Below are 21,704 nucleotides of genomic sequence, written 5' to 3' on the forward strand. Positions count from 1 at the left end.
TCGTCTCCGGCGCCGTCAGCCGCTGCGCCGCCGCAGGGTGGCCGCCGCGAGCACCAGCGCCAGGACCGCCGCGCCGGCGACCACTGCCACGTCCCGCCACATGGTGCCGGTCGGCTCGGCGTTGGCGCCCACCTCCTGCAGCGCCTCGACGGCGTACGACAGGGGGAGCGCGTCGCTGACCGCCTGCAACCAGCCGGCCATCTCGCCCCGGGGCACGAACAGCCCGCAGAGCAGGAACTGGGGCACCACCACGACCGGCATGAACTGTACGGCCTGGAACTCGGTGCGGGCGAAGGCGCTGCACAGGAGCCCGAGCGCGACCGCGAGCACCGCGTTCAGCGCGGCGATCATGATCACCAGGCCGCTGCTGCCGGCCGTGTCCAGGTCGAAGACCCCGTACGCCACGGCGGCCGCGATGACGGCCTGGACGACCGCCGCCAGCCCGAACGCGATGCCGTAGCCGAAGAGCAGGTCGAGCTTGCCGAGCGGGGTGGTGAGCAGCCGCTCCAGCGTCCCGGTGGTGCGCTCGCGCAGCATCGCGATGCTGGTCACCAGGAACATGATCACGAAGGGGAAGAAGCCGAGCATCACCAGGGCGACCCGGTCGAACACCGAGGGCTGCCCCGGCGGGGCGGGCTGGTCGACGTACATGAAGTAGACCAGGGCGAGCAGCGCCGACGGCACCGCCACCAGCAGTGCCACGGTGCGTCGGTCGTGCCGCAGCTGGCGCAGGATGCGGCCGGTGGTGGCGGCGAGGATCCGGGGGTTCACGACGCCTCCCGTCCGGCGGTGTCCGCCTCGCTCGCCCTGATCAGCCGCAGGAACGCCTCGTCCAAATCGTCGACGCCGGCGGCGGCGCGGACCGCGTCGGGGGTGTCGTCGGCGATAAGCCGCCCCTCCCGGATCAGCAGCAGCCGGTCGCAGCGGGCCGCCTCGTCCATCACGTGGCTGGAGACCAGCAGGGTGGTGCCGGCGGCGGCCATGGCGTGGAACCGGGCCCAGAGGTCGGCCCGCAGGACCGGGTCCTGGCCGACGGTCGGCTCGTCGAGGACGACCAGTTCCGGCTCGCCGACCAGCGCGCAGGCCAGGGAGGCGCGGCTGCGCTGCCCGCCGGAGAGGGTGCCGACCAGCTGGCCGGCCGCCCCGGCGAGCCCGACGTCGGCGACCGCGCGGTCGGCGTCGGCCCGGCCCCGGCCGTGCAGGGCGGCGAAGTAGCGCGCGTTCTCCCGCACCGTCAGGTCGGCGTAGACGCTGGGCGCCTGGGTGAGGTAGCCGACCCGGCGGCGCAGCTCCGGCGCCCCGGCGGGCCGCCCCAGCACGGTGACGGAGCCGGCGCCGATGACCTGCACCCCGACGACCGCGCGCATCAGGGTGGTCTTGCCGCTGCCGCTCGGCCCGAGCAACCCGGTGACCTCGCCGCGCGGCACGGTCGCGGTGACGCCGTGCAGCACCCGCCGCCCGCCCCGGTCGACGACCAGGTCCCGGACGGCGATCGCCTCTTTCATGGCCCACCTCCCCGCGAAACTCAACACCCGATGAACTCAACGCTAGATGGGATGTTCCGCGGTGCGCAACGGTTGACTTCGCGTGTACTCGAACTGGAAGTCTGGATGGCGTGGACATCAGCACACTGGAGACGACCCTCACCGTCGGCGAGGCGGCCGAGCGGGTCGGCCTGACCACCTACACGCTGCGGTGGTACGAGCAGGAAGGGCTGGTCGCCCCGGTCGGGCGCGACTCCGCGGGGCGCCGCCGCTACACCGAGCGGGACGTCGACTGGCTGTTCCTGCTCACCCGGCTGCGCCGCACCGGCATGCCGGTGCGGGACATGCGCCGTTACGCCGAGCTGGCCCGGCAGGGCGACGGCACCCTGGCGGCCCGGCGGGCGCTCTTCGAGGCGCACCGCGCCCGCGTGCTGAACCGGATGGCCGAGTTGGAGGAGGACCTGAAGGTGCTGGACTACAAGATCGACCACTACCGCCGCGCGGAGCGGTGCTCATGATCCGCCGGCGACTGGGCGCGACCGGGCCGGAGGTCTCGGCGATCGGGCTGGGCTGCATGGGGATGAGCTTCGCCTACGGCGCGGCCGACGACGCCGAGTCGACCCGGACCCTGCACCGGGCGCTCGACATCGGCGTGAACCACCTGGACACCGCCGACATGTACGGCTGGGGCCGCAACGAGGAGCTGCTCTCGCCGGTGGTGACGGCGCGCCGCGACGAGGTCTTCCTGGCCACCAAGTTCGGCAACCGGACGCGCGGCGACGGCACGGGTGGCACCGCCGGCCCCGGCGCGTACGTGGACAGCAGCCCCGCCTGGGCGCGCGAGGCGTGCGACGCCTCCCTGCGCCGGCTCGGGGTGGACGTCATCGACCTGTGGTACCTGCACCGGCGCGACCCCGGCACCCCGATCGAGGACACCGTCGGCGCGATGGCCGAGCAGGTCGCCGCCGGCAAGGTGCGCCACATCGGCCTGTCCGAGGTCAGCCCGGCGACCCTGCGCGCGGCACACGCGGTGCACCCGGTGACCGCGGTGCAGATGGAGTACTCGCTGTTCAGCCGGGACGTCGAGGCCGAGATGCTGGCCACCTGCCGGGAGCTGGGGGTGGCGCTGGTCGCGTACTCGCCGGTGGGGCGAGGGCTGCTGACCGGGACGATCACGAGTCGGGAGCAGCTCGCCGCCGGCGACTGGCGCGCCGCGGCGCCGCGCTTCGCCGAGGCCAACCTCGACGCCAACCTGAAGCTGGTCGACGAGGTGCGCGCGGTGGCCGACGAGATCGGGTGCACGCCGGCCCAGGCCGCCCTGGCCTGGCTGCTCGCCCAGGGTGACGACGTCTTCCCGATCCCCGGCACCCGGCGGGCGCACCGGCTGGAGGAGAACGCGGCGGCGGCCGACATCCGGCTCACCGCCGAGCAGCGGTCCCGGCTGGGCGGGGCGGTGCCGCCGGGCGCGGTGGCGGGCGAACGGTACCCCGAGGCGTCGATGAGGTTCGTCGGGCATTAGCCTTCGGACCGGACACCAGGTCCGCCAACGGGCATTGCGCGCCGATCGGGCGTACGGCACGATGGCGCCGTGGGTCACGCTCCGTCACCGGACGAGGGGTTCCTCCGCGCATGGACCGCCCGGCTGCGGGCCGGCGCCGAGCAGCCCGTGGTCGGCATCATGCTGCGTGGCAGCCACGCCAGGCGCGCCGCCACCCCACACAGCGACGTCGACGTCGACGTGCTGCTCGGCGGCGCCCCGTACGCCGCCCGCCACGCCTACCTCACGGAGCACGCCGGGCGGCTGACCCACGTCTCGGTGGCCGCCCGCGACGTGCGCTCCTGGCTGACCCGGCTCGGCGAGCCGGCGGACTGGGCGTTCGGGCTGCCGGTGACCGCGCCGGCCCGGCTGCTCTGGGCGGACCCGCACTGGCGGGTCCGGATCGACCTGCCGGTGCTGTGCCAGCCGGCCGGCGAGCCGCGGCTGGAGGAGCTGATCGCCACCCTCGGCAAGGTGGCCGGCGCCCGGGACGCCGACGACCACCTCGGCGTCCGGCTGGCCGCCGCCGACCTGGCCCGGCTCTGCCCGTCCGTGTTGCGGCCGGCCAACCCGACGGTGCGGGTGGTGTCCCGCCGGGCGGCCTTCGCCGCCGCCCTCGACCTGCCGGTGGCGCCGCCGAACTACCGGGAGGACATGCTGCTCTGCCTCGGGCTGCGCCCCGGCTCCGTCGGGCAGGTCTGCGCGGCGGCGGCCCGCCTGGTCGCCGGCGCCCTGCCCCTGATCCGCCCGTACGCCGCCGAGATCGCCGCGACCGCCGGCGCGGAGCTGGCCGACGCCCTGGTCGACGGCCGGCTGGACCGCTACGTCGACCAGTTGACCCGGCCCGCCGGCGCGCCGCCGCGCCCCCGGCGGGAGCCGTCGCCGGTGCCCGCCCCGCGTGCGGGACAATGGGTCACTGTGCCCGTACCTGACGCGCCGGTGACCGGCGCCCACCCCAGCCCGCAGGAGCCCGCGGCCGGCCCGGCCCGTGCGTCCCGGCTCGACCCGGCCATCGCCGCCCGGCTGCGCCGCACCCCCGACGGCCTGGTGGCCGCGGTGGTCCGCCAGCACGACTCCGGCGAGGTGCTGATGGTCGCCTGGATGGACGACGAGGCGCTGCACCGCACCCTGACCACCGGGCGGGCCACCTACTGGTCGCGCAGCCGCCGCGAGTACTGGGTCAAGGGCGCCACCTCCGGGCACCACCAGTACGTCCGCTCCGTCGCCCTGGACTGCGACGGCGACGCGCTGCTGGTCGACGTCGACCAGGTCGGCGCGGCGTGCCACACCGGGCACCGCACCTGCTTCTTCACCGAGCTGCCGGTCACCGGGGAAGGGGCACAGGCCCGGTGAGCGCGCAGCGCGCGGCGTCGCCGGGCACCGCGACCGGATCCCGGTCCGACGGCGCGGTCAGCCCGGACGTCGCCACCTTCACCGAGCTGGCCGCCCGCTGGCGGGTCGTCCCGGTGACCCGGCGGCTGCTCGCCGACGCGGAGACGCCGGTCGGCGTCTACCGCAAGCTCGCCGGCGGACCGGGGACCTTCCTGCTGGAGTCCGCCGAGCAGGGGGTCGGCTCGGCCGGGCTGGCCTGGTCGCGGTACTCGTTCATCGGCGTGCGCAGCAGCGCCACGCTGACCGAGCGGGACGGCGCCGCGGTGTGGACGGGCCAGCCGCCGGCCGGCCTGCCCACCTCCGGCGACCCGGTCCGGGTGCTGCGCGAGACCGTCGACGCGCTCGCCGGCCCGGCCTGGGACGCGGCCAGCGGGATGCCGCCGCTGACCGGGGGCATGGTCGGCTACCTCGGCTACGAGCTGATCCGCCGGTTCGAGCGGCTGCCCGAGCTGACCGAGGACGACCTGGGCCTGCCCGAGCTGGGCATGATGCTCGCCGTCGACCTGGTGGTGCTGGACCACTACGACGGCTCGGCGATCCTGGTCGCCAACGCGATCCTGCCACCGTTGGGCGAGCCCGACCGCGAGGCCCGGGTCGCCGCCGCGTACCACCACGCGGTCGGCCGGCTCGACGCGATGACCACCGCGCTGTCCCGGCCCATCCCGCCGATGGTCTCCACGGTCGACCGACCGCCGGCCGGGGAGGTGCGCAGCCGCACCCCCGAGGGCGGCTACCCGAAGGCCGTGGAGGCGGCCAAGGAGGCGATCCGGGCCGGTGAGTGCTTCCAGATCGTGCTCGCCCAGCGGTTCGAGCGGGACACGCACGCCGACCCGCTGGACGTCTACCGGGTGCTGCGCACGACGAACCCCAGCCCGTACATGTACCTGCTGCGCTTCGACGGTTTCGACATCGTCGGCTCCTCGCCGGAGGCGCACCTGAAGGTGACCACCGACGCCGAGGGGCGGCGGCGCGCGCTGCTGCACCCGATCGCCGGTACCCGGCCGCGCGGCGGCACCCCGGAGGCGGACGCCCGGCTCGCCGCGGAGCTGCTCACCGACCCGAAGGAGCGGGCCGAGCACGTGATGCTGGTCGACCTGGGCCGCAACGACCTGGGCCGGGTGTGCCGCCCGGGCACGGTGGAGGTGCCGGAGTTCGCCACCATCGAGCGCTACAGCCACGTCATGCACATCGTCTCGACCGTGGTCGGCACCCTGCGCGAGGACCGCACGGCCTTCGACGCGCTCGCCGCGACCTTTCCGGCCGGCACGCTCTCCGGCGCCCCGAAGGTGCGCGCCATGGAGATCATCGAGGAGCTGGAGCCGGTCCGCCGTGGTCTCTACGGCGGCACCGTGGGCTACTTCGGCTTCGGCGGCGACCTGGACATGGCGATCGCCATCCGGACCGCGCTGATGCGCGACGGGCGGGCCTACGTGCAGGCCGGGGCGGGGGTGGTGGCCGACTCCGACCCGGCCGCCGAGGACCAGGAGACCCGGAACAAGGCCGCCGCCGTGCTCGCGGCCATCGCCGCCGCCGAGACCCTGCGGCCCGCCCGATGACGGCCGCGGCGCCGCGCGGCGGCGAGCCGGTGACGGCCGCGGCGGCCGAGGCCGAGGAGCGCGCCCGGACGGTCGCGGGCCGGCGCGAGCTGACGTACGCGGTGCTGCTCTGCGTGGTCGGCGCGGGCCTGGCCCTGTGGGCGTCGACGCGCACCTGGGCGGTCGAGCTGACCGCCCGGCCCACCCCGCTGCCGCCGCTGCGCGACACGCGCACGGGCACCGACCTGCTGCCCTGGCTGCCGGCGCTGGCCCTGGTCGGGCTGGCCGGCGGCGGCGCGGTGCTCGCCACCCGGGGCCGGGCGCGGCGACTGCTGGGCGGGCTGCTCGCCGCGCTCGGCGCGGCGGGGGCGGCCGGCGGCGGCTACGGCCTGGTCGCCGCGTTCGACGGTGAACTCAGCCGGCAGTGGCCGGCGCTGTGCCTGGTGGGCGGGGTGCTCGCCGTGACGGGCGGGCTGCTGACGGCGCTGCGGGGCCGGCGCTGGCCGGCGATGGGCGCCCGCTACGAACGGCCGGCCCGGGGCGCCGGCGCGCCGGTCGCCCGGGACGCGGACGGTCGGGTCACCGGCCGGCGCACCAGCGAGGCGTGGGACGCGCTGGACCGCGGCGAGGACCCGACGGTCAGCTGACGGGTTGGCGGGCCCGAGCGGCGGCGCGGGCCGCCGCCAGCTCCGCCACCAGGCGGTCGAGTTCGGCCCGCTGCTCGGCCCGGGCCCGGTCGGCGCAGACGGCCTCCCAGGCGTTGCCGCGCGCGGTCCGCATCCGCGCCTCGCCGACGACCGCGCGCTCGAGGGTGTGCACCACGCCGACGGCGAGCGACGCGACGGTACGCGAGAGGGTCGTCAGTCCGATGGTCTGGTGGGGCTCGACAGTGCTCATGATCGCCTCGCACGGAGATCGTCGGTGTCGGTCGGGTCGGGCGCGACATCGAGTCTGCCCGAGGAAGATGCTGGCTGGCTCACGTTTCGCCGTGGTGACCGACACGTCAACTCTGCTTCCGGGGCCGCCACCAGGGAAAGGGCCGTTCGTCCTTGAGCTAGGTCACAGGGAGCGGCCGGGTTCCCGCCGCCGCGCGGAGCCGGGCGGCGGCGGATAGGATCAGATCGATGTCCGGAGGGGGTGGGGGGTGGCGCGTTCGGGTGGCGAGCGTCGATGGGGGCGGTCGCCCTGCGTGACACCCCGTTCACCGGAAGTCGGCCATTATGCCGCAGCCCATCTCGTGAGGCACGCCATACCCCCGGCACCCGTCGCCAGGTGGCGCCCCCTAGCATCGGCCCATGACACCCGGAGAGGGGAGTCCGTTGGTGACTGCTGAGCATGCGCACGCGGAGGGGGACGAGGCCGGTCCGGCGGCGGCGTCCGTAGGCGTGCTCGACGAGATCCTGGCCGGCGTGCGCGAGGACGTCGCGCGGCGACAGGAGCAGGTTCCGCTGGAGCGGATCCGCGAACTGGCCGCCGCCGCGCCGCCGCCGCTGGACGCGTACGCGGCCCTGCGCAAGCCGGGCGTCGCGGTGATCGCCGAGGTGAAGCGCTCCTCGCCGTCCAAGGGCCGGCTGGCCGAGATCGCCGACCCGGCCGACCTGGCCGGCGACTACGCGGCCGGCGGCGCGCGGGCGATCAGCGTGCTCACCGAGGGGCGGTGGTTCGGCGGCTCGCTCGACGACCTGGCCGCCGTCCGCGCCGCCGTGAACATCCCGGTGCTGCGCAAGGACTTCGTCGTCTCCAGCTACCAGGTGCACGAGGCCCGCGCGCACGGCGCCGACCTGGTGCTGCTGATCGTCGCCGCCCTGGAGCAGAACGCGCTCGTCGGCCTGCTGGAGCGGATCGAGTCCCTCGGCATGACCGCGCTGGTCGAGGTGCACGACGAGGAGGAGGCCGACCGGGCCCTGGAGGCCGGGGCCCAGGTGATCGGGGTCAACGCCCGCAACCTGCGTACCCTTGAGGTCGACCGCTCGGTGTTCGAGCGGATCGCGCCCGGCCTGCCCAGCAGCGTCGTCAAGATCGCCGAGTCGGGGGTGCGCGGCCCGCACGACCTCATCCGGTACGCCTCGGCGGGCGCCGACGCGGTCCTGGTCGGCGAGGGCCTGGTCACTAAGAAGAGCCCCCGCGAGGCGGTGGCCGAGCTGGTCAACGCCGGCAACCACCCGGCCACGCCCCGCCCGGTGCGCTGATCCGCGCCGGTCTCGTCAGCACCGAGAGGACGATCCGATGAGTGAGCGCAGCGAGCGAGTCACCAGGCTCAGCGCGGTGGTGCCTCATGGCGGCACGGAGCGAGACGGAGTGCCGGCATGAGCGCCGACGCGCTGGCCGCCCCGGCCGGTCCGCAGCCCGACTCCGCCGGCCACTTCGGCCGCTTCGGCGGTCGGTTCGTACCGGAGGCGCTGGTCGCGGCGCTGGACGAGCTGGACGCCGCGCACCGCGCGGCGATGGCGGACGAGTCGTTCCGGGCCGAGTTCGCCGCCCTGCTGCGCGACTACGCCGGCACCCCCTCGCTGCTCTACGCGGCCCAGCGGTTCTCCGCCAAGGTCGGCGCGCGCGTGCTGCTCAAGCGGGAGGACCTCAACCACACGGGGGCGCACAAGGTGCGCAACGTGCTCGGCCAGGCCCTGCTGACCCGGCGGATGGGCAAGCGTCGGGTGATCGCGGAGACCGGCGCCGGCCAGCACGGCGTCGCGACCGCCACCGCCGCCGCGCTCTTCGACCTCGACTGCGTGGTCTACATGGGCCAGGTCGACACCGAGCGGCAGGCGCTCAACGTGGCCCGGATGCGGATGCTCGGCGCCACCGTCGTGCCGGTCACCACCGGGTCGCGCACCCTCAAGGACGCGATGAACGAGGCGATGCGGGACTGGGTCGCCAACGTCGACGACACGCACTACCTCATCGGCACCGCCGCCGGCCCGCACCCGTTCCCGGCGATGGTCCGCGACTTCGTCCGGGGCATCGGCGACGAGGCGCGCCAGCAGTGCCTCGACCGCACGGGCGCGCTGCCGGACGCGGTGACCGCCTGCGTCGGCGGCGGCTCCAACGCGCTGGGCATCTTCCACGCGTTCGTCGGCGACGCCGACGTGCGGCTGTACGGCTTCGAGGCCGGCGGCGACGGGGTGGAGACGGGTCGGCACGCGGCCAGCATCACCGGCGGCTCCGCCGGCGTGCTGCACGGCACCCGCACCTACGTCCTACAGGACTCCGACGGGCAGACCTGCGAGTCGCACTCGATCTCCGCCGGGCTGGACTACCCCGGCGTCGGGCCGGAGCACGCCTGGCTGCACGACACCGGGCGGGCCACCTATCTGCCGGTCAACGACGACGAGGCGATGGCCGCGTTCGAGCTGCTCTGCCGCACCGAGGGCATCATCCCGGCGATCGAGAGCGCGCACGCGCTCGCCGGCACCATCAAGATCGCCCCGAAGCTCGCCGCCGAACTGGGCCGGGAGCCCACCATCGTGGTCAACCTCTCCGGCCGGGGCGACAAGGACGTGCACACCGCCGGCGACTACTTCGGCATCCTCGACAGGGAGCAGTGAGAACGTGAGCCGGATCGGGGTGGCGTTCGACAAGGCGCGGGCCGACGGACGGGCGGTGCTGGTCGGCTGCATGCCGGCCGGGTTCCCGACCGTCGAGGGCAGCATCGCCGCGATGACCGCGATGGTCGAGGCCGGCGTGGACGTGATCGAGGTGGAGATCCCGTACTCCGACCCGGTGATGGACGGCCCGGTGATCCAGCGGGCCAGCGACATCGCCCTCGCCGGCGGCGTACGTACCGCCGACACGTTGCGCATCATCGAGGCGGTCGCCGCCACGGGGGCGCCCGTGGTCACCATGACCTACTGGAACCCGGTGGAGCGCTACGGGGTGGACGCCTTCGCCCGGGACCTCGCCTCGGCCGGGGGCACCGGCCTGATCACGCCGGACCTGATCCCGGAGGAGGCCGGCGAGTGGCTCGCCGCCTCCGACGCGTACGGGCTGGACCGCACCTTCCTGGTCTCGCCGTCCTCCACCGACGCGCGGCTGGCGATGACCACGGCCCACTGCCGGGGCTTCGTCTACGCCACCGCGATCATGGGCGTCACCGGCGCCCGGGCGCGGACCTCCGACGCGGCCCCGATCCTGGTCAACCGGGTGCGGGAGGTCACCGACCTGCCGGTCGGCGTCGGGCTGGGCGTCGGCACGGGCGCGCAGGCCGGCACGGTCGCCGGGTACGCCGACGGCGTCATCGTCGGCAGCGCGCTGATCCGGTGCCTGCTCGACGCGCCGGACGAGGCGTCCGGGCTGGCCGCCCTGCGCGCGCTCAGCACCGAACTCGCCGAGGGCGTCCGCACCCCCACCCGCTGACCCAACCCCACCTCTTCCCCTCCCTCCCTCCCGTTCCGTGCGCGATCTTGCAGTTGTTGCCCCCGTGATGCGTCGAATGACCCGGTTTGTCCGGGCAGGAAGTGCAAGATCGGCGGGCTGGGGACGGGGGCCGGGACGGGGGTCGCGTCGGGCGCGGTCCGGTGTGGTGCGCCTCGTGGGGGGTGGGACGGTACGGGTGGTCAGGGGTGGGCCACGCGGTCGGTGGGCGGTTCGACGCGCTGGCCCGGCGGGTGTCCCGTCGGCGCGGTCCAGAGTGGCGCGTCCGTGCCCGGGGTGGGCCTGGGTGGCGCGTCCGTGTCCGGGGTGGGCGTGGGCGGTGCCGGCGTGGTGCCCGCAGGGCTGGTCGGGGCGGTCTCGGCCCGGGCGGCGTGGCGCAGGACGCCGGAGCGGCCCGCCAGCGCGTCGGCTAGCGCGGCCCGGGTGGTCGGCGTGAGCGCCTCCGGCAGTGCCGCGGGGTCGTGCCAGGACACCCGGCAGCCGCCCACCGGGCCGCCGCTGGGCCCCGGCCCCCGGACCACGGCCCGGAACACGTGCACGAGGACGTCGGGCGGCAGCGACGGCGGGTGGCCCGTCGGTGACGGAGCGCACGGTGCGACGAGATGGTAGAGGCCGACCAGGTCCACCACCTCGACCTCCCAGCCGGTCTCGGCCCGGATGTCGCGTACCACGGCGTGGGCCGGACTCTCCGCCGGACGTAGCCGGCCGCCCGGCAGCGCGTGACGTCGCTCGCCCCGGCCCTGCCGGCAGAGCAGCACCCGACCGGCGTCGTCGGTGACGACCGCCGCGACCGCCCAGGTGAGCGCGCTCATGGACAAAGAGCCTACGGCGGCGCAAACCAGAAGTCACCGGGATCGGGCGACGGCGGACCGGGGTGCCGCCGGAGGGGCCCGCGGCGGTAGCGTGTGCATCCGTGACTCTCGCCTCGCTGACCCCCCAGGCGGCCCTGCCCAGCCCCAGCACCGCCGTATGGCAGCTCGGACCGGTGCCGGTCCGGGCGTACGCGCTGTGCATCATCGTCGGCATCGTGGTGGCCTGCTGGGTCACCGAGCGGCGGCTGCGCCAGCGCGGCGTCGCTCCCGGGGCGGTCCTCGACATCGCGGTCTGGGCGGTGCCGGCCGGCATCATCGGCGCCCGGATCTACCACGTGATCACCTCGCCGGAGAAGTACTTCGGCACGGGCGGCGACCCGATGAAGGCGTTCGCCATCTGGGAGGGCGGCCTCGGCATCTGGGGCGCGGTGGCGGGCGGCGCGGTGGGCGCCTGGATCGCCGCCCGGCAGCTCGGCATCCCGTTCGCGGTGGTTGCCGACGCGCTGGCCCCGGGCCTGCCGCTGGCCCAGGCGATCGGGCGGCTCGGCAACTGGTTCAACAACGAGCTCTACGGCGGCCGGACCAGCCTGCCCTGGGGGCTGGAGATCCACCGGATGGACCCGGACAACCCCGGCCAGGCGCTGCGGGACGACGCCGGCAACCCCATCCTCGAACCGGGGCTCTACCACCCCACCTTCGCCTACGAGGCGCTGTGGAACCTCGGCGTCGCCGCGCTGGTCTTCGCCCTCGACCGCAGGCTGCGCCTCGGCCGGGGGCGGGCGTTCGCGCTCTACGTGATGGGCTACACCGCGGGGCGCTTCTGGATCGAGCTGATGCGCACCGACGAGGCGAACACCATCCTCGGCGTACGTCTGAACGTCTGGACCGCCGGCCTGGTCTTCCTCGGCGCGCTGGCCTACTTCGTGCGGGTGCGCGGGCCCCGGGAGTACCTCGTCCCCGTCGGCGACGTCGCGCCGTCCGCCCCGCCCGTCGACTCCGACGTCTCGCAGGTCGACCTGTCCGCCCGCGAGGCCGGCGCCCAGCCGGTCGCCCCGGAGGGCTACCGCGTGGTCGACGAGGAGCAGTACCGACGCTGGCGGGATACCGGCGAGACGCCGGCCGCGACCGGCGCGGAGACGGCGCCCGCGGCGGACGCCGCGCCCGCCGGCGACGGGTCCACCGGCGCGGACGCCGACGACGAGGGTGCGGAGGACCGGGCGGGGGCCGCCGGCTCCCGGCCCGCCGACCGCGACAGCTGAGGGGGAGCACCACATGCGTAGCGCGGTGGTGGTGGGCGCCGGCATCGGCGGCCTCGCGGTCGCCGGCGCGCTGGCCCGCTCCGGGTGGCGGGTCACCCTGCTGGAGCGGGCCGACCGGGTCCGCCCCGAGCCGACCGCCGTGGCGCTCTGGCCCAACGGCGTACGCGCGCTGCGCGCCCTGGGCCTCGGCGCCGGTCTGGAGGCGATCGCCACCGCGCTGCCCGACGGCGGGATACGCCGCCCGGACGGGCACTGGCTGGTGCAGCCCCGCCCCACCCCGGCCGACCGGATGCCGGTGGTGGTGCACCGGGAGGACCTGCACGACGCGTTGATCGCCGGCCTGGGCGACGAGGTGGAACTGCGCACCGGGGTGACGGTGCGGACGGTCCGCGCCCAACCCGGCGAACGCCCGTCGGTCGGCGACGGTCGGCACACCGTCGAGGCCGACCTGGTGGTCGCCGCGGACGGCACCGACAGCGAGATCCGCCGGCAGTTGGCCCCCGAGTCCGGGGTCGTCAGCTCGGGCTGCGCCGCCTGGCGGGCGGTGATCCCCTGGTACCGGGCCCCGAAGCTGCCCCCGGACCGGCCCGTCGGCGGCGAGGTGCTCGGCGCCGGATACCGCTTCGTCTCCGCCTCGCTGGGCGAGCGCGGTTCCTCCGGCGCCTCCAGCCGGGGCGGCATCTACTGGGTGGCCACCGCCGCCGGCGCGCCCCGCCCCGAGCCGCCGGAGACCCAGCTCGCCCTGCTGCGCCGCTGGTACGCGGGCTGGCCGGCGCCCATCGCCGACCTGCTCGACGCCACCGACCCGGCGGACCTGGTGCAGCAGGAGATCCGCGAGCTGCGGCCGCTGCCCCGGTCGTACGGCTTCCCGGCCGGCCCGGGCGGGGTGGTGCTGCTCGGCGACGCCGCGCACGCCATGCCGCCGCACCTCGGCCAGGGCGCCTGCCTCGCCTTCGAGGACGCGGCCACCCTCGCCTCGCTGCTGCGCGAGTCCCGGCTGCCCGACGCCGTGGTCGCGTACGACCGGGTGCGCCGCCCGCGTGCGGCGACGGTGGTGCGGCAGACCCGTCGGATGTCGGCGGTGCTGAAGGCCCGGGGTCCGCTGGCGCTGCGCGCCCGCGACGCCGCCCTCGGCACCCTCAGCCCTCGGCTGCTCTCCACCGCGGCCACCACGGCCGCCCAGTGGCGCCCGCCGAGCTGACCGCCGTCCCACCGACCCGGGCGGGAAGCGTCAGGGCGTGACGGGGGCGGGCTCGGCGATGCAGGCGGTCCCGACGCGGCGGAAGCCGACCCGGAGGTAGACCCGGGCGATGTCCTCGCTGCCGGCGGAGAGGAAGACGACGTCGGTGCCGGCGGCCAGCAGTTCGCGGGCCAGCGTGGCGGTGACCGCCGCACCCAGGCCCCGGCGACGGGCGGCGGGCAGGGTGGCGACCCCGGCGATTTCGGCGACGCCGCCGGCCCGCATCGCCATGCCGCTGGCCAGCGCGCCGTCGGCGGCCGTGCCGGCCAGCGCCGACAGCCGCAGGCCGTCGGCGATCCGGGCCCGTTCCTCCTCCAGCGCCGCCTCGTCCAGCTCCGCCACGGCGGCGTCCCGCTGCGCCGGGCCGGCCTCGCCGCGTCCGGTGCCGGGCGCGGAGAACCCGACGGCGGCGACGGCCCGCCGGGCGGCCACGTCCGCCGCGAAGCCGGACCCCGCCGGGTCGAGCAGCCGCACCGGTACGTCGGTGAGGGTGCCCGGGTCGGGCAGGGCCGCCGGGTCGAGCACCATCAGCGGCGCCTCCAGCACGGACAGGCCCGCCGAGCGGGCCACCGCCAGCAGGCCCGGGGTGCTCTCGTGTACCCACTCGAAGGCCTCGGGCAGGCCGAGTTCGCGCTGGCGTTCCCGCACCGCCGCGACGTCGGCCAGCGACGGCGGCCCGGCGGCGTCGAGTCGGGGACGGGCGTAGAACGGCCAGCCGGCCCCCTCGCGGACGAAGAGCACCAGGGCGCCGTGATCCTCGACCCGGGCGGCGTCGCGGGGCACCGCGTCGTAGAAGCGTTCCAACCGGTCGAAGAGGTCTGTCCGTACGCGATCCACCGCGCGAGACTACATGTCCCAGAGTCTGGAAGGTGTGATCAATCTGCACTGGCCTTGCGCCCCGGACCCTAACGTAGACTCAATAGACCCCTGAGGGCCGACGTCGTCCCGATCCAGATCCACCTGAGTGACGACAGGAGGCCCGGTGGCCTTTCCGTACCCTCTCAGCAGCCCCCAGCAGGCCCCGCACCTCGGCCCGGGAGCGCCCGCTGCCGGGCTCTACGACCCCGCGCAGGAGCACGACGCCTGCGGTGTGGCCTTCGTGGCGGACCTGCACGGACGGCGCTCGCACGCGGTCGTGGCCAACGGCCTCGACGCGCTCCGCCGGCTGGACCACCGGGGAGCCCGGGGCGCGGAACCGAACACGGGTGACGGCGCGGGGATCATGATCCAGGTGCCGGACGCGTTCCTGCGCGCGGTGGCCGACTTCCCACTGCCGCCCGCCGGCGAGTACGCCACCGGCCTGGTCTTCCTCCCCGACGACGACGCCGCCGAGGCCCGCGCCCGCCGCGTGGTGGAGAAGTACGCCCTGGTCGAGGGGGCCGACCTGCTCGGCTGGCGGGACGTGCCGGTCGCCCCGGACGGCCTCGGCGAGACCGCCCTCGCGGCGATGCCCCGGGTCCGGCAGCTCTTCCTCGCCGCGCACCGGCTCACCGACTCGCCGGCCGGGCGGGCCGGGTCGCCGCTGCGCGGCATCGAGCTGGAGCGGGTGGCGTTCTGCGTGCGCAAGCAGGCGGAGCGGGAGAGCGCCGAGCGGGGCGTGCCGGCCTACTTCCCGTCGCTGTCCGCGCGGACCATGGTCTGGAAGGGCATGCTCACCCCCGACCAGCTCCCGGCGTTCTATCCGGAGCTGACCGACGAGCGGGTGGACAGCGCCATCGCGCTGGTGCACTCCCGGTTCTCCACCAACACGTTCCCGTCCTGGCCGCTGGCGCACCCGTACCGGCTCATCGCGCACAACGGCGAGATCAACACCATCCGGGGCAACCGGAACTGGATGCAGGCCCGTGAGGCGCTGCTGCGCACCCCGAACCTGCCGGGCAACATCCGCCGGGTCTTCCCGGTCTGCACCCCCGCCGCCTCCGACTCGGCGAACTTCGACGAGGTCCTCGAACTGCTGCACCTGGCCGGGCGGAGCCTGCCGCACGCGGTGCTGATGATGATCCCCGAGGCGTGGGAGAACGACCCGGACATGGCCCCCGAGAAGCGGGCCTTCTACCGCTTCCACGCGAGCCTGATGGAGCCGTGGGACGGGCCGGCCTCGGTCGCGTTCACCGACGGCGAGATCGTCGGCGCCGTGCTCGACCGCAACGGGCTGCGTCCGGGCCGCTGGTGGCGGACGGCCGACGGGCTCGTGGTGCTCGGCAGCGAGGCGGGCGTGCTCGACCTCGACCCCGCCCGGGTGGTCGCCAAGGGCCGCCTCCAGCCGGGGAAGATGTTCCTGGTCGACACCGTCGCCGGCCGGATCGTGCACGACGAGGAGATCAAGGCGGAGCTGGCCGCCGCGCAGCCGTACGCCGACTGGCTGCACGCCGGCCTGATCGAGCTGACCGACCTGCCGCCGCGCGAGCACACCGTCTACACCCACGACTCGGTGCGCCGTCGGCAGCAATCCTTCGGCTACACCGAGGAGGAGCTGAAGATCCTGCTCGCGCCGATGGCGCGCACGGGCGCCGAGCCGATCGGCTCGATGGGCACGGACACCCCGATCTCCCCGCTGTCCACCCGGCCGCGGCTGCTCTACGACTACTTCCACCAGCTCTTCGCCCAGGTCACGAACCCGCCGCTGGACGCCATCCGGGAGGAGCTGGTGACCAGCCTGGCGTCGACCATCGGGCCGGAGGGCAACCTGCTCGACCCGGGCCCGGCGAGCTGCCGGCAGATCGTGCTGCCGTACCCGGTGATCGACAACGACGAGCTGGCCAAGATCCTCTCCATCGACGAGGACGGCGACCTGCCCGGCTTCAAGGCCGTCCGGGTGTCCGGGCTCTACCGCGTCCGGGAGGGTGGCGCCGGGATCAAGGCCCGGCTGACCGAGATCTGCCGGCACGTCTCCGAGGCGATCGAGGACGGCGTACGCATCCTGGTGCTGTCGGACCGGGACTCCAACGCCGACCTCGCCCCGATCCCGTCGCTGCTGCTCACCGCGGCGGTGCACCAGCACCTGGTCCGCGAGCAGACGCGTACCCAGGTGGCGCTGATCGTCGAGTCCGGCGACTGCCGCGAGGTGCACCACGCGGCGGTGCTGATCGGCTACGGCGCGGCGGCGGTCAACCCGTACCTGGCCTTCGAGTCGGTGGAGGACATGATCTCCACCGGCGCACTCGTCGGCGTCGAACCGGCCAAGGCGGTCCGCAACTACGTCAAGGGCCTCGGCAAGGGCGTTCTCAAGATCATGTCCAAGATGGGCATCTCGACGGTGTCGTCGTACTGCGGGGCGCAGGTCTTCGAGGCCGTCGGGCTGGACTCCCGGCTGGTCGAGCGCTACTTCCGCGGCACCCCGAGCAAGATCGGCGGGATCGGGCTCGACGGCATCCACGCCGAGGTGGCCGCCCGGCACTCGCTGGCCTGGCCGGCGCCGGGCGCCGCGGCCTCCGACCGGCTGGAGGTGGGCGGCGAGTACCAGTGGCGCCGCGAGGGCGAGCTGCACCTGTTCAACCCGGAGACGGTCTTCCTGCTCCAGCACGCCACCCGCAGCCGCCAGTACGACGTGTTCCGGCAGTACACCGCCAAGGTCGACGAGCTGGCCGCGAAGGCCGGCTCGCTGCGCGGGCTGTTCACCCTGCGCACCGGCGTGCGGCCCCCGGTGCCGCTCGACGAGGTCGAGCCGGCCACCGAGATCGTCAAGCGGTTCGCCACCGGCGCCATGTCGTACGGGTCGATCTCGGCGGAGGCGCACGAGACGCTCGCCATCGCGATGAACCGCCTCGGCGGCAAGTCGAACACCGGCGAAGGCGGCGAGGACGTCGAGCGGCTGCACGACCCGGCCCGCCGCTCCGCGGTCAAGCAGATCGCCAGCGGCCGGTTCGGGGTGACCAGCGAATATCTGGTCAACGCCGACGACCTCCAGATCAAGATGGCCCAGGGCGCCAAGCCCGGCGAGGGCGGGCAGCTGCCCGGCAACAAGGTCTGGCCGTGGATCGCCCGTACCCGGCACGCCACCCCGGGCGTCGGCCTGATCTCCCCGCCACCGCACCACGACATCTACTCGATCGAGGACCTCGCCCAGCTCGTCCACGACCTGAAGTGCGTCAACCCGTCGGCTCGGGTGCACGTGAAGCTGGTCAGCGAGGTCGGCGTCGGCACTGTGGCGGCGGGCGTGGCCAAGCTCAAGGCCGACGTCATCCTGATCTCCGGCCACGACGGCGGCACCGGCGCGTCCCCGCTGAACTCGCTCAAGCACGCCGGCACCCCGTGGGAGCTGGGGCTGGCCGAGGCGCAGCAGACGCTGCTGCTCAACAAGCTGCGCGACCGGGTCACCGTGCAGGTCGACGGCCAACTCAAGACCGGCCGGGACGTGCTGGTCGCGGCGCTGCTCGGCGCCGAGGAGTTCGGCTTCGCCACCGCCCCGCTGATCGTCGAGGGCTGCGTGATGATGCGGGTCTGCCACCTGGACACCTGTCCGGTCGGCATCGCCACGCAGAACCCGGTGCTGCGGGAACGCTTCACCGGCAGGCCGGAGTTCGTGGAGAACTTCTTCCTCTTCCTCGCCGAGGAGGTCCGTGGCTACCTGGCCGAGCTGGGCTTCCGCTCGATCGAGGAGGCCATCGGGCACGCCGAGCTGCTCGACGTCGCCCCGGCGATCGCGCACTGGAAGGCCGGCGGGCTCGACCTGACGCCCGTGCTGCACCTGCCGGAGCTGCCGGCGGGCGCCGCCCGGCGGGGCGTCCGCGTCCAGGACCACGGCCTCGAGCTGGCGCTGGACAACGAGCTGATCGCCCTGGCCGGGCCGGCGCTGCGCGACGGCACGCCGGTGCGGGTCGGGGTGGCGGTTCGCAACGAACACCGCAGCGTCGGCGCGATGCTCGGTGGCGAGGTGACCCGCCGCTTCGGCGGCGCCGGCCTGCCCGCCGACACGATCGAGTTCACGCTGCGCGGCACCGCCGGGCAGTCGTTCGGCGCGTTCCTGCCGCGGGGGGTCACCCTGCGGCTGCACGGCGACGCCAACGACTACGTCGGCAAGGGCCTCTCCGGCGGTCGGCTGGTCGTCCGGCCGGACGCCGCCGCGCCGTTCGTCGACGGCGACGCCGCGCCGGGGGAGCGGGCCGAGGACCAGATCATCGCCGGCAACACCATCCTCTACGGCGCCACCGCGGGCGAGCTCTTCCTGCGCGGCCGGGTGGGGGAGCGGTTCGCGGTGCGCAACTCCGGCGCGGTGGCCGTCGTCGAGGGCGTCGGCGACCACGGCTGCGAGTACATGACCGGCGGGACCGTGGTGGTGCTGGGGCCGACCGGCCGCAACTTCGCCGCCGGCATGTCCGGCGGCACCGCGTTCGTGCACCGGCTGGACCGCCGCCGGGTCAACGCGGAGCTGGTCGACCTGGCCCCGCTGTCCGAGGAGGAGCAGACCGTGCTGCACGAGCTGGTGCAGCGGCACTTCGCCGAGACCGACTCGGCCGTCGCGGAGGAACTGCTCAAGCGCTGGCCGGAGGCGGTGGCGGAGTTCACGGCCGTGGTGCCCCGGGACTACCGCCGGGTGCTGGAGATCATGCGGGCCGCCGAAGCCGCCGGCCGCGATGTCGACGACGCGGTGATGAGCGCGCTCTCCGCGCCCGCCGCGAAGTCCATGCCGACCACGCCCGCGCCGCGGGCGGCGGTCCAGGAGGTGGCTCGTGCCTGACCCGAACGGTTTTCTGCGCTACAACCGGCGGCTGCCGGCGCGCCGCCCGGTGCCGGTGCGGATCAGCGACTGGCGGGAGGTGTACCCGCCCGCCGGCGAGGAGCTGATCCGCGAGCAGGCCACCCGGTGCATGGACTGCGGCATCCCGTTCTGCCACGACGGATGCCCGCTGGGCAACCGGATCCCGGACTGGAACGACCTGGTGCGCACGGGCGGTTGGGATGCGGCGGTGGAGTCGCTGCACGCCACCAACAACTTCCCGGAGTTCACCGGCCGGCTCTGCCCGGCGCCCTGCGAGGCGGCCTGCGTCCTCGGCATCGGCGGCGGCGAGCCCGTCACCATCAAGCAGGTCGAGGTGGAGATCGCCGACGCGGCCGTCGCGCGGGGCGGCCTGCTGCCGCGCCCGGTGCCGGCCCCGACCGGGCGGTCGGTCGCCGTGGTCGGCTCCGGCCCCGCCGGGCTGGCCGCCGCGCAGCAGCTCGCCCGCGCCGGTCACGCCGTGACGGTGTACGAGCGCGACGACGCGATCGGCGGCCTGCTCCGGTACGGCATCCCCGACTTCAAGCTGGAGAAGGTCCACATCGACCGGCGGCTGGCCCAGCTCGCCGCCGAGGGGGTGCGCTTCCGCACCGGGGTGAACGTCGGCGTCGACGTCACCGCCGAGCAGTTGCGCGCCGAGCACGACGCGGTCCTGCTCGCCTGCGGCGCGCTGCAGGGCCGGGACACCCCGGAGACCCCCGGTCGCGGGCTGCGCGGCGTACACCAGGCGATGGACCACCTGGTCGCCGCCAACCGGGTGGTGGCCGCGGCGGCCGGCGGCCGGCCCGACACGGCGGTGCTGCCAGACGGCACCCCGATCGACGCGGCCGGCAAGCACATCGTGATCATCGGTGGCGGCGACACCGCGGCGGACTGCCTCGGCGTGGCGCACCGGCAGGGCGCGGCCGGCGTACACCAGCTCGACCTCTACCCGCAGCCGCCGCGGACCCGGGACGAGGCCCGGGACCCGTGGCCGACCTGGCCGTGGCTGCTGCGCAGCTACCCCGCCCACGAGGAGGGCGGCGAGCGCGTCTTCGCCGTCGCGGTGCAGGAGTTCGTCGACGACGGCACGGGCCAGGTGCGGGCGGTGCGGATCGCCGAGGTGACCGTGGAGAAGCGGGACGGGCGGCGGATCGTCACGCCGCTGCCCGGCTCGGAGCGGGAACTGCCGGCCGACCTGGTGCTGCTGGCGATCGGCTTCGAGGGCACCGAGGAGCAGCCGCTGCTCGACCAGCTCGGGGTCGTCCGCAACGCGCGCGGTGCGGTCGACGCCCGGCCGGACTGGCAGACCGCCGCCGACGGCGTCTTCGTCGCCGGCGACATGCACCGGGGCGCCTCGCTCATCGTCTGGGCGATCGCCGAGGGGCGGGCCGCGGCCGCGGCCATCCACGCCTACCTGGGCGGGACGGGCACGCTGCCGGCACCGGTGGACCCGGCCCGGCAGCCCTTGGCGGCGCGGTAACCGGCGGCGCGGCAGCCCTCTGGCGGCCCGGTGACCGGCGGTGCGGCAGCCCCTGGCGGCCCGGTGACCAGCGAATCGGTCGTGGGCGGTCCGGTCGTGGGCGGTCCGGTCTCGCACTGCGTCGCGGTGCGGTCACGGGAGCCGTCCTCGACGCCGTCCTCGACGCCGTCCTCGGCGCCGCCCTCGGCGGTCGACCCAGCCCTGGAAAGCCCGCCGGGTGAGTCCGGCCCGCCATCTGCGCCGGTTTGTTCCCTGTGGGTGGGTGCCGCAGGTCGTCGCCCGGTGCGTCGTACCGGCGTCGCGGCATGGCAGACCGGTGCCGGGTCTCTTCGGTGCTGTCGGTGCTCGCCTGTCGAGCTGATGTCGCAAACGGATCACACGAGCAACGCGGTGCGCGACACCGTCACCGCACGACAGCACCGCCCCAGAGACAGTGGGATCGTCCGACGAGGCGGCGGCCTCGCCCGCCGGGTGACGGGACCGCCCGACGGGGTGGCTTCGTCCGTGGGGTGAGGGGACCGTTCGGCGGGGTGGCGGTCTCGTTCGTGGGGTGAGGGGACCGTTCGGCGGGGTGGCGGCCTCGTTCGTGGGGTGAGGGACCGTTCGACGGGTGTGGCCTTGCCCACCGGACGACGGCACCGCGCATCGAGGCGGTGGCGTCGTCCGGCGGGCGTCGGTCTCGCCGGCCGGGTGACGGGAAGCCCGACGCGGCGGCGGCGTTGTGATTCGTTTACGACATCAGCTCGACAGCGTCGCTGCGGTCATCCCGACCCGCTCTGCGCGTCTCGCCCGCGACGCCCGCGCGTCTCGCCCGCGACGCCCGCGCGTCTCGCCCGCGACGCCCGCGCGTCTCGCCCGCGACGCCCGCGCGTCTCGCCCGCGACGCCCGCGCGTCG

The 21,704-nt window shown here is 75.2% G+C and carries 17 protein-coding genes and 1 pseudogene; 13 read left to right on the forward strand and 5 right to left on the reverse strand.

The features are described 5' to 3' along the window. Positions 1-15 precede the first annotated feature (15 nt). Positions 16-771, reverse strand: coding sequence for an ABC transporter permease (locus ACGF7U_RS06420; RefSeq protein WP_393103575.1), 756 nt, complete (start codon positions 769-771; stop codon positions 16-18). Next, complete coding sequence (locus ACGF7U_RS06425; protein ID WP_393103577.1) at positions 768-1,505, reverse strand: ABC transporter ATP-binding protein; 738 nt, start codon at positions 1,503-1,505, stop codon at positions 768-770. Before ACGF7U_RS06425 ends, ACGF7U_RS06420 begins: the two co-directional genes overlap by 4 nt. Before the next feature lie 110 nt (positions 1,506-1,615). On the opposite strand from ACGF7U_RS06425, the gene ACGF7U_RS06430 reads away from it, so the two are divergent. From ACGF7U_RS06430 to ACGF7U_RS06455, 6 genes and pseudogenes are all read left to right on the forward strand, one after another. Next, positions 1,616-2,002, forward strand: a complete 387-nt coding sequence (locus ACGF7U_RS06430; RefSeq protein WP_393103579.1) for a MerR family transcriptional regulator — start codon at positions 1,616-1,618, stop codon at positions 2,000-2,002. Next, complete coding sequence (locus ACGF7U_RS06435; RefSeq protein ID WP_393103581.1) at positions 1,999-3,003, forward strand: aldo/keto reductase; 1,005 nt, start codon at positions 1,999-2,001, stop codon at positions 3,001-3,003. Before ACGF7U_RS06430 ends, ACGF7U_RS06435 begins: the two co-directional genes overlap by 4 nt. Positions 3,004-3,162: 159 nt before the next feature. Next, positions 3,163-3,759: pseudogene (locus ACGF7U_RS06440) on the forward strand (phosphoribosyl-AMP cyclohydrolase); the annotation flags it as partial. Between the two features lie 180 nt (positions 3,760-3,939). Next, the gene (gene hisI / locus ACGF7U_RS06445) at positions 3,940-4,374 is read left to right on the forward strand and encodes a phosphoribosyl-AMP cyclohydrolase (protein WP_393104145.1); all 435 of its coding nucleotides are present in this window, start codon (positions 3,940-3,942) and stop codon (positions 4,372-4,374) included. Then, the gene (locus ACGF7U_RS06450; RefSeq protein WP_393103583.1) at positions 4,371-5,969 is read left to right on the forward strand and encodes an anthranilate synthase component I; all 1,599 of its coding nucleotides are present in this window, start codon (positions 4,371-4,373) and stop codon (positions 5,967-5,969) included. Before hisI ends, ACGF7U_RS06450 begins: the two co-directional genes overlap by 4 nt. Next, positions 5,966-6,595, forward strand: a complete 630-nt coding sequence (locus ACGF7U_RS06455; RefSeq protein WP_393103585.1) for a Trp biosynthesis-associated membrane protein — start codon at positions 5,966-5,968, stop codon at positions 6,593-6,595. Before ACGF7U_RS06450 ends, ACGF7U_RS06455 begins: the two co-directional genes overlap by 4 nt. Here the strand turns inward: ACGF7U_RS06455 and ACGF7U_RS06460 are convergent. Further along, positions 6,588-6,845 (reverse strand): hypothetical protein, encoded by a 258-nt coding sequence (locus ACGF7U_RS06460; RefSeq protein ID WP_393103587.1) that lies wholly within the window; start codon positions 6,843-6,845, stop codon positions 6,588-6,590. The two genes, ACGF7U_RS06455 and ACGF7U_RS06460, sit on opposite strands and share 8 nt — an antisense overlap. 488 nt (positions 6,846-7,333) lie before the next feature. Between ACGF7U_RS06460 and trpC the strand changes: the two genes are divergently transcribed. The 3 genes from trpC to trpA all read left to right on the forward strand — a co-directional run bounded on the left by trpC (position 7,334) and on the right by trpA (position 10,301). Further along, positions 7,334-8,137, forward strand: a complete 804-nt coding sequence (gene trpC, locus ACGF7U_RS06465; protein WP_393104147.1) for an indole-3-glycerol phosphate synthase TrpC — start codon at positions 7,334-7,336, stop codon at positions 8,135-8,137. Between the two features lie 117 nt (positions 8,138-8,254). Further along, complete coding sequence (gene trpB / locus ACGF7U_RS06470) at positions 8,255-9,493, forward strand: tryptophan synthase subunit beta (protein WP_393103589.1); 1,239 nt, start codon at positions 8,255-8,257, stop codon at positions 9,491-9,493. Between the two features lie 4 nt (positions 9,494-9,497). Beyond that, complete coding sequence (gene trpA, locus ACGF7U_RS06475) at positions 9,498-10,301, forward strand: tryptophan synthase subunit alpha (protein WP_393103591.1); 804 nt, start codon at positions 9,498-9,500, stop codon at positions 10,299-10,301. A 200-nt stretch (positions 10,302-10,501) separates the two neighbouring features. Here the strand turns inward: trpA and ACGF7U_RS06480 are convergent, their stop codons facing one another. Next, positions 10,502-11,131 carry an NUDIX hydrolase gene (locus tag ACGF7U_RS06480; protein ID WP_393103593.1) on the reverse strand — a complete coding sequence of 210 codons (630 nt, stop codon included), beginning with the start codon at positions 11,129-11,131 and terminating at the stop codon, positions 10,502-10,504. Between the two features lie 101 nt (positions 11,132-11,232). Here ACGF7U_RS06480 and lgt point away from each other — a divergent pair, with 101 nt between their 5' ends. Together lgt and ACGF7U_RS06490 are read left to right on the forward strand one after the other, a co-directional pair. After that, the gene (lgt, locus tag ACGF7U_RS06485) at positions 11,233-12,390 is read left to right on the forward strand and encodes a prolipoprotein diacylglyceryl transferase (RefSeq protein ID WP_393103595.1); all 1,158 of its coding nucleotides are present in this window, start codon (positions 11,233-11,235) and stop codon (positions 12,388-12,390) included. Positions 12,391-12,403: 13 nt separating this feature from the next. Continuing rightward, positions 12,404-13,591 carry an FAD-dependent oxidoreductase gene (locus ACGF7U_RS06490; RefSeq protein WP_393103597.1) on the forward strand — a complete coding sequence of 396 codons (1,188 nt, stop codon included), beginning with the start codon at positions 12,404-12,406 and terminating at the stop codon, positions 13,589-13,591. 30 nt (positions 13,592-13,621) lie between these two features. Here the strand turns inward: ACGF7U_RS06490 and ACGF7U_RS06495 are convergent, their stop codons facing one another. Further along, positions 13,622-14,467 carry a GNAT family N-acetyltransferase gene (locus ACGF7U_RS06495; RefSeq protein WP_393103599.1) on the reverse strand — a complete coding sequence of 282 codons (846 nt, stop codon included), beginning with the start codon at positions 14,465-14,467 and terminating at the stop codon, positions 13,622-13,624. A gap of 145 nt (positions 14,468-14,612) precedes the next feature. Between ACGF7U_RS06495 and gltB the strand changes: the two genes are divergently transcribed. After that, positions 14,613-19,307 (forward strand): glutamate synthase large subunit, encoded by a 4,695-nt coding sequence (gene gltB / locus ACGF7U_RS06500; RefSeq protein ID WP_393103601.1) that lies wholly within the window; start codon positions 14,613-14,615, stop codon positions 19,305-19,307. After that, on the forward strand, positions 19,300-20,808 hold the full coding sequence (locus ACGF7U_RS06505; RefSeq protein ID WP_393103603.1) for a glutamate synthase subunit beta: 1,509 nt from the start codon (positions 19,300-19,302) through the stop codon (positions 20,806-20,808). Before gltB ends, ACGF7U_RS06505 begins: the two co-directional genes overlap by 8 nt. The last annotated feature ends 896 nt before the right edge of the window (positions 20,809-21,704 follow it).

The sequence above is a fragment of the Micromonospora sp. NPDC047670 genome (assembly GCF_043204915.1).
Classification (GTDB): domain Bacteria; phylum Actinomycetota; class Actinomycetes; order Mycobacteriales; family Micromonosporaceae; genus Micromonospora.

Bases quoted from the DNA above. Each gene is read 5' to 3' on its own strand.
- ACGF7U_RS06425 (WP_393103577.1), bottom strand. From the start codon at position 1,505: ATGAAAGAGGCGATCGCCGTCCGGGACCTGGTCGTCGACCGGGGCGGG.
- ACGF7U_RS06435 (WP_393103581.1), top strand. From the start codon at position 1,999: ATGATCCGCCGGCGACTGGGCGCGACCGGGCCGGAGGTCTCGGCGATC.
- ACGF7U_RS06455 (WP_393103585.1), top strand. From the start codon at position 5,966: ATGACGGCCGCGGCGCCGCGCGGCGGCGAGCCGGTGACGGCCGCGGCG.
- ACGF7U_RS06460 (WP_393103587.1), bottom strand. From the start codon at position 6,845: ATGAGCACTGTCGAGCCCCACCAGACCATCGGACTGACGACCCTCTCG.
- trpB (WP_393103589.1), top strand. From the start codon at position 8,255: ATGAGCGCCGACGCGCTGGCCGCCCCGGCCGGTCCGCAGCCCGACTCC.
- ACGF7U_RS06480 (WP_393103593.1), bottom strand. From the start codon at position 11,131: ATGAGCGCGCTCACCTGGGCGGTCGCGGCGGTCGTCACCGACGACGCC.
- ACGF7U_RS06490 (WP_393103597.1), top strand. From the start codon at position 12,404: ATGCGTAGCGCGGTGGTGGTGGGCGCCGGCATCGGCGGCCTCGCGGTC.